Annotated in this window: 13 protein-coding genes, 1 tRNA gene and 2 pseudogenes; 5 read left to right on the top strand and 11 right to left on the bottom strand. The window is 67.8% G+C overall.

The features are described 5' to 3' along the window. Positions 1-164: 164 nt before the first annotated feature. Positions 165-809, bottom strand: a complete 645-nt coding sequence (locus A5706_RS11085; RefSeq protein WP_068130173.1) for a dihydrofolate reductase family protein — start codon at positions 807-809, stop codon at positions 165-167. A gap of 92 nt (positions 810-901) precedes the next feature. Between A5706_RS11085 and A5706_RS11080 the strand changes: the two genes are divergently transcribed. Continuing rightward, positions 902-1,306, top strand: coding sequence for an HIT family protein (locus A5706_RS11080; RefSeq protein ID WP_068130179.1), 405 nt, complete (start codon positions 902-904; stop codon positions 1,304-1,306). Here the strand turns inward: A5706_RS11080 and A5706_RS11075 are convergent. Together A5706_RS11075 and phoP are read right to left on the bottom strand one after the other, a co-directional pair. After that, on the bottom strand, positions 1,294-2,736 hold the full coding sequence (locus A5706_RS11075; protein ID WP_068130170.1) for a cell wall metabolism sensor histidine kinase WalK: 1,443 nt from the start codon (positions 2,734-2,736) through the stop codon (positions 1,294-1,296). The genes A5706_RS11080 and A5706_RS11075 overlap by 13 nt on opposite strands. A 28-nt stretch (positions 2,737-2,764) precedes the next feature. After that, positions 2,765-3,484, bottom strand: coding sequence for a two-component system response regulator PhoP (phoP, locus tag A5706_RS11070; RefSeq protein WP_068130167.1), 720 nt, complete (start codon positions 3,482-3,484; stop codon positions 2,765-2,767). Between the two features lie 170 nt (positions 3,485-3,654). Between phoP and A5706_RS11065 the strand changes: the two genes are divergently transcribed. Then, on the top strand, positions 3,655-4,380 hold the full coding sequence (locus A5706_RS11065) for a hypothetical protein (RefSeq protein WP_068130163.1): 726 nt from the start codon (positions 3,655-3,657) through the stop codon (positions 4,378-4,380). Positions 4,381-4,449: 69 nt separating this feature from the next. On the opposite strand, the gene A5706_RS11060 is transcribed toward A5706_RS11065, so the two are convergent. Then, positions 4,450-4,857: an HNH endonuclease signature motif containing protein gene (locus A5706_RS11060; protein WP_068130160.1), complete on the bottom strand. Its 408-nt coding sequence runs from the start codon at positions 4,855-4,857 to the stop codon at positions 4,450-4,452. Positions 4,858-4,889: 32 nt separating this feature from the next. Beyond that, positions 4,890-4,965, bottom strand: a tRNA-Thr gene (locus A5706_RS11055). A gap of 896 nt (positions 4,966-5,861) precedes the next feature. Here A5706_RS11055 and A5706_RS33560 point away from each other — a divergent pair. Continuing rightward, the gene (locus tag A5706_RS33560) at positions 5,862-6,005 is read left to right on the top strand and encodes a hypothetical protein (protein ID WP_197517806.1); all 144 of its coding nucleotides are present in this window, start codon (positions 5,862-5,864) and stop codon (positions 6,003-6,005) included. Here A5706_RS33560 and A5706_RS11045 read toward each other — a convergent pair whose 3' ends face one another. Next, a complete protein-coding gene (locus A5706_RS11045) occupies positions 6,006-6,236 on the bottom strand; it encodes a deoxyribodipyrimidine photolyase (RefSeq protein ID WP_068130155.1) in 231 nt (76 codons plus the stop codon). A gap of 160 nt (positions 6,237-6,396) precedes the next feature. Between A5706_RS11045 and A5706_RS11040 the strand changes: the two genes are divergently transcribed. After that, the gene (locus A5706_RS11040; RefSeq protein WP_082964304.1) at positions 6,397-7,173 is read left to right on the top strand and encodes a DUF4383 domain-containing protein; all 777 of its coding nucleotides are present in this window, start codon (positions 6,397-6,399) and stop codon (positions 7,171-7,173) included. On the opposite strand, the gene A5706_RS11035 is transcribed toward A5706_RS11040, so the two are convergent. From A5706_RS11035 to A5706_RS34235, 5 genes and pseudogenes are all read right to left on the bottom strand, one after another. Then, positions 7,170-8,486, bottom strand: coding sequence for a PE domain-containing protein (locus A5706_RS11035; protein ID WP_068130149.1), 1,317 nt, complete (start codon positions 8,484-8,486; stop codon positions 7,170-7,172). The two genes, A5706_RS11040 and A5706_RS11035, sit on opposite strands and share 4 nt — an antisense overlap. A 98-nt stretch (positions 8,487-8,584) precedes the next feature. After that, positions 8,585-9,364 carry an enoyl-CoA hydratase gene (locus A5706_RS11030; RefSeq protein WP_068130147.1) on the bottom strand — a complete coding sequence of 260 codons (780 nt, stop codon included), beginning with the start codon at positions 9,362-9,364 and terminating at the stop codon, positions 8,585-8,587. A 99-nt stretch (positions 9,365-9,463) separates the two neighbouring features. Continuing rightward, positions 9,464-10,330: an MAP_0585 family protein gene (locus tag A5706_RS33555; protein WP_068130141.1), complete on the bottom strand. Its 867-nt coding sequence runs from the start codon at positions 10,328-10,330 to the stop codon at positions 9,464-9,466. Positions 10,331-10,372: 42 nt separating this feature from the next. Continuing rightward, positions 10,373-10,840, bottom strand: coding sequence for a lipoprotein LpqH (locus tag A5706_RS11020; protein ID WP_068130136.1), 468 nt, complete (start codon positions 10,838-10,840; stop codon positions 10,373-10,375). 128 nt (positions 10,841-10,968) lie between these two features. Continuing rightward, positions 10,969-11,046: pseudogene (locus tag A5706_RS34235) on the bottom strand (trypsin); the annotation flags it as partial. On the opposite strand from A5706_RS34235, the pseudogene A5706_RS11015 reads away from it, so the two are divergent. Beyond that, positions 11,041-11,224: pseudogene (locus A5706_RS11015) on the top strand (trypsin); the annotation flags it as partial. The pseudogenes A5706_RS34235 and A5706_RS11015 sit on opposite strands and share 6 nt — an antisense overlap.

The raw sequence follows: 11,224 nt of genomic DNA, 5'->3' as shown, positions 1-11,224 counted from the left end.
AACACCAAGCCCTCCAAACCCTGCTCAACCAGCGCTCAGAAACCGCTACTTGACACAGGGCTTCTATGAGGCGGGCACAAAGGGTGCCCGCTCGGACGGAGACGCGTGTGGCGGGTGTGACTCCACCGCGCCGTCTGGCCGGTTGCCCGGCTCGCCCGCGACGCCTATCGGCGCGTGAAGCTCAGGTGGGTGACGCCGCTCGGGCTGGTCACCGACTCCACCGCAAACCGCTGCTCGAAGCCCTCCAGTCCCCGCCACAGCGGTTCCCCGCGCCCCAAGACGATGGGCACCACGGCGACGTGCATGCGGTCGACGAGGTCGGCGGCGAGGAATTGCCGGATGCTCGACGGTCCGCCACCGAGGCGAATGTCGCGGCCTCCGGCCGCTTTTCGGGCAATCTCGAGGGCTTCCGCGGGACCCGCGTCGATGAAGTGGAAGGTGGTGCCGCCGTCCATCTCGATCGGTGGCCGAGGATGGTGGGTAAGCACGAAGACCGGGGTGTGAAACGGCGGATCGGCACCCCACCAGCCTTTCCAGTCGTCGCCGTCCCATGGGCCACGCTGTGGGCCGAACTTGTTGCGTCCCATGATTTCGGCGCCGATGCCAGGCTCCCATCCGCCGGCCAGGGCGTCGTCGATGCCCGTCGTCCCACCCGACTCGCCGTGCATCGCGCGGAAGGTGCGCGTCGCGAAGAACCACTCGTGCAACCGACCGCCGGCGTGCCCGAACGGTGCGTCCGCGCTTTGTCCCATGCCCGTGCCGAACCCGTCCAGCGAAACCGAAAAATTGTGCACGCGCACCTGTGACATGGCGGGACTCCTCTGCGTCGATTGCCGTCGCAGGATTGACCGTCCACACCCGCCAAACTCATCGGTCGAACGCCGAACCTATGCTGGGGGCCATGGCGTCGATCTTCACCAAGATCATCAACCGTGAACTTCCCGGCCGCTTCGTCTACGAGGACGACGACATCGTCGCTTTCCTGACGATCGAGCCGATGACGCAGGGCCACACACTGGTGGTGCCTCGCGCCGAGATCGATCAGTGGCAAGACGTCGAGGGCGCGGTGTTCGCCCGCGTCATGGCGGTGAGCCAGCTGATCGGCAGGGCCGTGTGCAAGGCGTTCCGGGTGGAGCGTGCCGGCCTGATCATCGCCGGGCTGGAGGTGCCCCATCTGCACGTCCACGTCTTCCCGACCCGCAGCCTGAAGGACTTCGGTTTCGCCAACGTGGACCGCAATCCGTCAGCGGAGTCCCTCGATGCTGCCCAGGCCAAGATCAAGGCGGCGCTGGCTCAGCTGGCGTGAACCGGCTCCGGCGCGGGGACGTCGCTGACCCGGGGCAGCGTGACACGGAAGCAGCATCCCTCGCCAGGTGAGGTCGTCACCGTGACGTCGCCGCCGTGCGCGCGCACCAACGAGTCGACGATGGACAGCCCAAGGCCCGTGCCGCCGCTGGCCCGCGCCCGCGACGAGTCGGTGCGGTAGAACCGCTCAAACACCCGCGACGCGTCCTGCTGATTCATGCCCGGCCCCTTGTCGGCCACTTCGAGCACCGCGTCGTTGCCGGCGGTGCCGACCCGGATGGTGACGTCGGCGCTGGGCGGGGTGTGCTGCAGGGCGTTGGCGACAAGGTTGCTGAGGACCTGGCGAATCCGGGGCTCGTCACCGAGCACCTCTGGGGTTCCGGGCCCGTCCAGGACCTCCATGGTGATGGCGCGCCTGGGGTCGATCGCCTGCGCGTCGTGGACGGCGTCGCTGGCCAGCGCGAGCAGGTCGACGCGGTTGTGTTCCAGCGGTCGCTGCACGTCCAGCCGGGCCAGCAGGAGCAGGTCGTCCACCAGCAGGCCCATCCGGCTGGCCTCGCTTTCGATGCGCGACAACAGCATCGACACGTCACGCGCGGCGCCCTGGCGATACAGTTCCGCGAAGCCGCGAATGGTGGTCAGTGGGGTGCGCAGCTCGTGGCTGGCGTCGGTGATGAACCGGCGCATCCGTTCCTCGGAACCGCGGGCCTTCTCGGCCGACGACTCCGAAGATGCCATCGCTTGCTGGATCTGTGCGAGCATTCCGTTGAGCGCCAACGAAAGTCGCCCCACCTCGGTCCTGGGATCGCGCTCCGGGACGCGGCGATCCAGCTGGCCCGCGGCGATGTCGGCGGCGGTGTGTTCGACCTCCATCAGTGGCCGCAGGCTGCGCTGCACCACCGCGAAGCTGGCGATCCCGACGACGACGAGCACCGCCACGCCGATGCCGATCTGCAACCAGACCAGCGAACTCAGCGTGTGCTGCACGTCGGACAGGTCGACCGCGACCGTTGTCAGGCCGTGCGGCCCGCGCACCGACACCGCCCGCCATTGAATGTCCGAGCCGTTGACCGACGGCAGGGTCGTCGGATTGGGGCCCACGTCGTTGTTGGGCGGCAGCGCCGGTTCGGCGTTGCGGTCGTTGATCGCGGTGAACGGGGTGCCGTCGGTGCCGATGCCGCGCACGTAGAACTTCGACGGCGGCCGCCCGGGATCGGGACCTTCATAGGGGGGCGGTGACTCCCGCCGCGGCGCCTGCGCCCAGCTGCGCGACGCGTCGAGCAGGTTCTGGTCGATCCGGCTGATCAGGCTGTGCCGCAGAATCGAGGTGACGGCCAGACCGGACACCGCCAGACCGCAGGCCACCAGCAGCAGGGTGGCCGCCACCAAGCCCACCCGTAGCGGCAATCCGCGTCGAACGTTGTTGGGCATTCCCATCTTCCTCGCTACCGCTCGCTGCTCAGCGCGGCTCCCGCAGCACGTAGCCCACGCCCCGCAGGGTGTGCAGCAGCCGCTTCTCGCCCGTGTCGATCTTGCGACGAAGATACGACACGTAGGACTCGACGACGTTCACGTCGCCGCCGAAGTCGTAGCGCCAGACATGGTCGAGGATCTTCGGCTTGCTCAGCACGGTGCCCGCGTTGATCACGAAGTAGCGCAGCAGGGTGAACTCGGTGGGCGACAGCGACACCGGTTCGCCGGCCTTCCACACCTCGTGGGTCTCCTCGTCGAGTTCGATGTCCGCGAACTTCAGGCGGGCGTTGCGTGGTTCGGCGCCGCCCTTGCCGGCGCGGCGCAGAATGACCCTCAGCCGGGCGACGACCTCCTCGAGGCTGAACGGCTTTGTCACGTAGTCGTCGCCGCCCAGCGTCAGGCCCGCGATCTTGTCCTGCAGGGAGTCGCGGGCGGTCAAGAACAGCGCCGGGGCATCGATGCCGTCCGCGCGCAGCCGCCGCAGCACCCCGAAGCCGTCCATGCCCGGCATCATCACGTCGAGGATGACCGCGTCGGGGCGGGCGTCACGGGCGCGATCCAGGGCCTGGGCGCCGTTGGTGGCCGTGTACACCTCGAACCCCTGGAACTTCAGGCTGACGGAGAGCAGCTCGACGATATTGGCCTCGTCGTCGATCACGAGGACGCGAGCTTCCGGTTTGGATCCGCTTTGGCTGGGCGCTGTCATGAGGTCACTTCTGTCCTTCGCTCGAACCCTTATCTGGAGAAGCCTTTCCAATTATTGTGTGATTCCTGAAAGATCGGTGCCAGTCGCCTGCTAACAGTCTGCAAAGAATCATCGTATGAGCTTGGAACGGCCGGGCTCGCGCAGGGGTGGCGCGAATAGACTCTGGAGGCATGAACTTCGCCAAGGGAATCGTGTCGCTCGCGACGGCCCCCGCGCGGGTCGGGCTGGCCGCGGCCGACGCGGGCTTGAACGTCGCTACCGCGGCGGTGGGGGTGGCGAAGCGTGCGCTGGGCGACGCCGGGGACTCTGGGACCTACGCAATGGCTTCGATGTTCGGGATCGACGAGGCGATCGTGCGCGCCAACCGGCTGGCCCGGCTGCTGGACGACGACGCGCCGCTGGGACGCGCCGTGGCGCCCGACGGCCCGCTGGACCGCTTGCTGCGACCCGGCGGCGTGGTCGACATGCTTACCTCGGAGGGCGGCGTGCTCGACCGGCTGACCGCGGAGGGCGGCGCGCTGCAGCGCGCGCTGCAGCCTGGCGGGCTGGCCGATCAGTTGCTCGACGAAAACGGGTTGGTCGAGCGGGTGCTGTCCGAGGACGGTCTCGCGGACCGGCTGCTCGCCGAGGGCGGCCTCGTCGACAAGCTCACCGCCAGGAACGGTCCGCTGGAACAGCTCGCCGACGTCGCCGACACCCTCGCCCGGCTGACCCCGGGGATGGAGGCGCTTCAGCCGGCGATCGCCACCCTGCAGGACGCCGTCGTCGGCCTGACCATGGTGGTCAACCCGTTGAGCAACATCGCCGACCGGATCCCGCTGCCGGGCCGCCGCATGCCGCGCCGCTCGCCGTCGCGGCCGGTGCGCTCGACGCGCATCATCGAAAGCGATGAGTGACCCGTTAGGCTGACACCCTGATTTACCCGGCCTCCTTAGCTCAGTGGTAGAGCACTCGCCTTGTAAGCATCAATAGGACCGGCCGTCGGCGTACCGCAGTCGCCGGTAGTAGCGACCGTTGCCGCGATTCCTTGCTTTGTACGTCGGCAGCTGGCTGTCACAGTTGGGACAAATGAGCCGGAGATTCTCACGACGATCGTTGCTTGCGTCTCCGTTGATGTGGTCGACGATCAGCGCCAGGGTCACGCCGTTCCACTTGTCCGCGATGCCGCAGATCGCACAACAACCCCCCTGCTGCTCATAGAGGTAGCCCCGGACGTAGTGGCCCTGGTAGGACGTGCGACCACAGACTCCGGTGTCGAGCCAGGCCTCCAACAGCAAGCGTCGGCGGTGTGACTGTTGGCATGCATTGGTGCAGAACACCTTTAGCCGACGGCCGTCGAAAACGACTCCGCACCCGAGGCAGGTCACCGACATAAGACGACGCTATCTGCCAGTGCCGACAGAGTTGGAGCCGCGTGAGAGACTCGAACTCTCGACATCCGCTTTACAAGAGCGACGCTCTACCAACTGAGCTAACGCGGCCGGGGTCGGCTCGATGAGCCATGAAGATTCTACGACGGGGTGATGCCGTCGGAGTTGCGAGCCGACTCGAGAGGGCGGAGGTGCGAGCCAGCGCGGTCGTGTCGTCATGTCGGCGGAAGCCCGCGGAAGGATCGCCTTTCGTGGGCGAGCGGTCGTCAGCTCAGTCCTGACAGAGGGCTCCAACTCGGCGCCGTTCTATTGCGGAAGCACTACTGACTGACGTCGAAAAGTCTGTCAGGTGCCCAGCATCATCGATGAGCCGGTCTGGTTCCGTTTCACTGGCGGGGGGACGCGGGTAAAGAGTTTTGGGGCGCGCGGCAAGCCCGCCCCGTCGCACGCTTACTCAGCCCTCGGCGGTCATGATGGCGGCTTCCGCGGGCATCGTTTCCCACCGGTAGAGGTGAAGAACATGCGTAAACCACCAATCATCGCTGCGGGGCTGGCGCTAGTCGCCCTGGCGTTCAGCGCCGGGGTAGCCCAAGCTGACTATGTGGATCCGGACCCCAATGATCCCGGCCTCCAGTCCAACTGGCCTTGCGGCGTGACGGTCGGACCGGTTACCACGAGCACGGGATTACAGGTCATCGGAGTACGCGGCGGCAAGCCGTGCCCACCGCCGCCCGCACCGGCTGAGCAACGCTAACCGTCTGCTAGTTCATTTGACGGCGCCCACGGTGAGACGCCCACGGATAACCGCGGATGCGTGCCGGGCCGCCCTGGTAGGCGATCGATCGTCGCCTAAATCCTGACGGGGGCTCCACTCGGGGTGTCCGGCTTGCGCCGAGGTGGCGGCCCGGCGAATCATCGACATCTGGCATGAGCAGTCACATTGGCGTTAATGGTTCAGCGTGACGCTGAGGCGTGTTGACGAGTTGAAGCCCGGTGACAGGATCCGCATGAAGATCGGGCACGCCACCATCGTCGCGACCGAGCCCCTCGACGACGACCGAACCCTGATCACCTTTCTCTACGGGACGCAAGGGGCCGCCGATAACGACCTCACGGTGGATGTCCTGGACGACGACGAGTGGGGTTGGTAATCACGACTTCTTCGACGGGATGACGATGACAACGATCAGCGTCAGGATCGAGAAGAACAGCCCGAGCAGGCCCCAACCGAGGGCGCTGCGACCTTTCATGCCGGCGATCAAAGCGCACACGATGGCGGCGATGATGCTGCCGATCGCGACGAAGATGCCTTTGATCCCCTTGAGGATGATGCCCGCGGCCTCGGGTTGCTGTGCCGCGGCAAGGACAACGCTGTGCAACATGGTGCCTCCTCGATGAACGACACAGTCCGGACGTGCGCCGATCTGACTGGATAGATACCCAGCCGGGCGAGCAACCATGCCAGGAGCAGGCCCCCTGGAGTAGTCCGGCCGGTAGCGGGTAGCCGGTGCCCAAGCGTTTTTTCGGTCTGGAGGTCACGCGATGCCGGTTACCGCGGGTCACGTTCCCGGCATGACGTCGGGTTTGCGCAGGGTCCCCATGGACCCGGGGCGCTTCCACAGCGGGCGTTGGTTCCTGCTGATCGAGGGTGTGCTGGTGAGCGCATTCGGCGTCGTCGGGTTGGTCTCGGCTGCCCTGCATCCGCATGCAGGACCCACCGGCGCCCCCGTTCTCGGCCTGACGTCGACGCCGGCGCACAGCGGCGTGCTGCTGGCGCTCGGGTTGGTCGCCATTACGGCCGTCGTGCATCGCCGCGCGGCGGTGACGGTCACCGCGGTCAGCGCGGTGGGCTACACGATGTTGTTGTTCTTCAGCAGTGTCGCCACGGCGCGCAGGGTCCCGACGCCGATGGGCTTCCACGCCAGCGACATCTTGCTGCACGGGATTCTGGGGGTGGTCAACCTCGCGCTGCTGATGTGGCTGATTCCCGACGAGTTGGGCGACGAGGTCTGGGCACCGCGACGGCGCCGGGGGCGGGATCGGCGGGAGCCCCCGGCCCCCGAGGCGGCCACGGCGCCGGTCCCCGCGCCGGCACCGGTGCAGGAGTCGGGCGCTCCCACAGGCATGCCGGAGTCAGCCGCCCCACCGGTCAGCGTTCCCGAACCCCTCGAGCGGTCGAGTAGCGAAGATTCCCACGAGCCCTCGGCCTTCCACGGCGTCGAGACGGACGCGGTGCGATCACGCCGCGCCGCCGTGGCTGTGGCGGTCCTGGCCGCCGTCGTCGTCATCGCCGTCTGGCTGCGCCGCCGCGGTCGCTAGAGCAATCCGGTCAGCTCGCTCGTCAGCCCACTGACACTGGTGTTGGTCACGGCGTGGACCAGGTCGCGGCCCACCGCGACCGGGAAGTGGACCGTCGCCGCGGCGACCTCGTCGACGCCGTTTTGCACCGCGCCCACGATCGTCGCCGGATCGCCGGTGCCGAGGGCCGTCAAGCTGTTCCACGCCGCGAATTGCGGCGCCGTGATCAGGTCGCGCACATCGACGAACAGCTTGGTCGGTAAGGTTGCCGGCCCCACCGGCACGCCGTCCCAACTGACCAGCGACCAACCGCCCTGGGGACTGCCCTGCACCACGACCACGCCGGTGTTGGGCAGCGGGTGGGTGAGCATCAGCAAGGGATTGGGATTGTTGACGTTCATCAGCGTGCCGACCTCGATCGCGAACTCGCTGGAGAACGCGACGTCGGTGATTTGACCGTTCGCGGGGTTCACGACGGGGTGCATCATCGCGGTGCCATACATCGTCTGCATCGCGTTGGTGAACCCCTGGTCGAAAACGATCCCGTTGATGTGGGCCGAGCCAGGGCCGAGCATCGGCACGATGGGGAATCCGAGGGTCCACGCCAGCGGCGCAACCAAATACAGAAGGCCCTGGGGGCTGATGTCCGGTGCGCCGTCGAAGACGCCGGCGCTGATCTCGTTGAGCCCCGCCAATATTGGCACGTTGTTCATGCCGGCGAAGAACGCGGTCTGCTGGACCCTGGTCAGCTGCGACTCGAAAACTCCCGCGAAGTTAGCCTGCGGCCCGAGCGCGGTGCCGATGGCCGTCGCCTGTTGGACGCCCAGCGGCGTGAGGGGCAATCCGGGCACGGCCGTGTCAATCAGGTTGGCGGCGTTGCCAACTGACTGCCCGTGCCGCACGAAGTCGATGACGATCGACTGCTGGTTGCCGCCCGTGCCGAACAGCGCCTGGTCGATGGCGCTTCCGAACGGGCTGTTGGCCCAGGCCCCGGTGATCGTGCTGAGCGGAGCGTTGAGGAACGTCTGCAGCTCGCTGGAAAGGCTGGCGGCATTGACCGCCTCGGTGGCCGTGTACGACGCCGCCGCGGCGCTCAGGTTGCGCACGAACTGCTCGTAGTACGTCGTCGCCCGCGCCGCCGCCGCTTGGTAGTCCTGCGCGTGCGCGCCAAACAGCGCCGCGATGGCCGCCGATACCTCGTCGCCGCCCGCCGCCGCCAGCTGGGTCGTCGGAAAGGCCGCGGCCAGATTGCCGGCGGTCACGTCCGAACCGATGCGCGCCACATCGGCCGCGGCCGTCTCCAATATTTCCGGCACAACGAGCACAGATGACATTCGCCTAAACCCCCGGTTTGGTTTTGAGTACTAGCCATCATGGAGCGCGAAGGGCGAAGGCGTGGCCGGTTTCGACCAATCGCCGGCACGCGGAAGGCTTACCGCCGATCGTCCTTGCGCGCGAGGAACGCCCGCATGTGCTGTTGCGGCTCGCCGGTCAGGAACGCGAGACCGAACTGCTCGACGCTGTCCTCGACGGCCCTCTGAACCGTCATGTCGAACCAGCTGTTGAGGAGGCGCTTTTGTTGCCGGACCGCCTGCGGGCCGAACCCGCTCAGCTTGGCGCCGAGCTCGGCGATGCGGGCGTCGAGGGCGTCGGCCGCGACGACCTCGTGCACCAGGCCCCAGGCGGCGGCCGTGTCGGCGTCGATCGTTTCACCCGTGAGCAGCAGCCAGGTCGCGTGCGAGGCCCCGATCAGCCTTGGGATCAACGCCGCATGGATGACCGACGGGATGCCGACCGCCACCTCCGGCATCCCGAATTTGGCACCCGACTCCGCGATCCGCAGATCGCATGATGCCGCGACCTCCAATCCGCCACCGAGGCACCAGCCCGCGAGCCGGGCGATGACCGGGACGGGGCAGTCGCGGATGGCCTCGCACAGCGCCGCGAGCCGGCGGATGAACACTTCGGCGCTGGACCGGTCGAGGGTGGCCATCTCGTTGATGTCGGCACCGCCGATGAAGGCCTTCTCACCGGCTCCGCGCAACACGACGACCCGCACGTCGCCGTCCTGGCTGACGGCGCCGAACGCCTCGGTCAGCGCCTCGATGGCGCCGGTGCCGATGATGTTCAGCGGCTTGGAGTTGATCAACTCGATGGTGACCGAGCCGCCATCGCGACCGACCCTGACGAATTGGGTGTCCGTCGTGTGCATGCTCTACGCCTACACGAGTCACGGGGAAAGGTCAGCAACTGAAGAGGCCGCCCCGGCGCGAACCGGGGCGGCCTCAAGGCCCAAGGGCTGCGAGGGCGCTCAGTACAGCGGAACCCAGACGCCGAAGAACCAGTAACCCCAACCGCCGTAGTACCAGTTGAAGACCGGGAAGACGGTGAAGGTGTTGTACTCGAACGGGCCGAAGTCGGATCGGGCGTAGACCACGTCGCGCGGCGGGCCGTCCCAGGGGCGGTTCCACCCGCCGGGAGGCGGCGGGCCATCCCATCCGCCGGGGGGCGGCGGGCCATACCAGCCGGGCGGCGCGTGGTGCGGGGGCGGGCCGTCGTTCCAGCCCCACCCGCGCTCCGGCGGCGGAGGTGGCGCGCCGCGGCCCACGACGCTGAATTGGACATCACCCGCGGGGCCGCCGATTTCCGCGCTCGCGGTGACCAGGTCGCGGCGCGGGACGTAGGCCGGGTGGGGCGGCTGCGTGCTCGGCGGGTTGAGCGCTGGGCGCGCCTCCCGGCCGGACGGCGGGGTGGTTTGTCCACTTGCCGGCGCGGTCGTTTGTGCGCTCGGCGCCGTCGTCTGCCCGCCCGGCTGGGTGGTTGCCGGACTCGACGGCTCGCTCCCCCGGGTCCAGGACGGGTGCGTGCTTTCGGTCGCGGGCGGCTCGCTGGATTGGGTGGCCGGCGGCTGCGTGCTCTGGGTGGCCGGCGGCTGCGTCGAGTGCGTCGCCGGCGGCTGGCTTTGGGTGGCCGGCGGCTGGCTTTGGGTGCTCGGCTCATGGGTCTGCGGCGGGTTCTGCGGAGCCTGCGTCGCTCCGCCGCCGCCACCACCGCCGCCGCCGTGGCAGTTCGGGCACGGCGGTGGCGGGTCCAGCGGCGCCGAGCTGGCGAACCCCGGGTTCAGGGCGGAGATGCTCAGCCCCGCCGCGACCGCCGCCGCGCTGACGATACGTTTCATAGACATAGAGTTTGTCCCCCTGGTGGGTGTCGATCGCCTGCGCTACGGGCAGGTCACGTCCAATTCGAATGGCTTGGTCACCGTCTTCGGCTGCTGCGGATTGCTCATGTCGGTGCCGGTTGCGGTGCCCTTGATGGCGTAGGACTTGCCGTTGACGGCCGCCCCTGCGTTGCTCGCTTGGTTGGGGGCGGCGTCGGAAAAACCGAGCGCGATCCCGTTGACGCTGCCCAGTCCGACCGAATGGACGATCGGCGGATTGTCGTTGCTGACCACCGCCCCGACTCCGGCCGTCGGGTCGCCGATGCCGATGGTGGTGACGCCGTTGGCCGAGTTGCACGTGACTTGGCCGCTGACGTTCTGGTTTTGCCCGTCAACGACGACCTGAGGTCCGGCCGCCGCCGGAGCGGAACTCGATGACGCTCCCGTGCTGGACTTGTTACTCGAACAGCCGGCGCACGCCGCGACCACAACGGCCACGCCCGCTACCCCGACCACGATCCCACGCTTCACTACTGATCTCCTTGGTGTCGCTGGTTCGTACCTTTTCGTTGACAGGCTCCACTAGACGGACGCTGACAAACGCCGCCCCGCCGGGTACCCGTTCCTGCAATTTGCAAACGCCAGTTCTAGGCGCGTCCTCAGGGCAGCACGTGCAAGCCCCACCGGCCGAGCAGCGGATTCACGAGCGCGAAGTACGTCGTGTAGTCGTCGTCGTCGAAGCCAGCGTGTACAGTCTCAATGGCGACAGCGGCAGCCCCGGCTTCGTGAAGAACCCGGACGGCACCGTCAGCGCCGTCGGCCTGTTGATGTCGTCGCCCGACGACGACGACTACACGACGTACTTCGCGCTCGTGAATCCGCTGCTCGGCCGGTGGGGCTTGCACGTGCTGCCCT

Origin of the sequence: Mycobacterium sp. E796 (genome assembly GCF_001672815.1) — a bacterium.
In the GTDB taxonomy this organism is placed as follows: domain Bacteria; phylum Actinomycetota; class Actinomycetes; order Mycobacteriales; family Mycobacteriaceae; genus Mycobacterium.
Note: the sequence above shows the minus strand (reverse complement) of the source record. Positions and strands in the feature narration are given on the sequence as shown.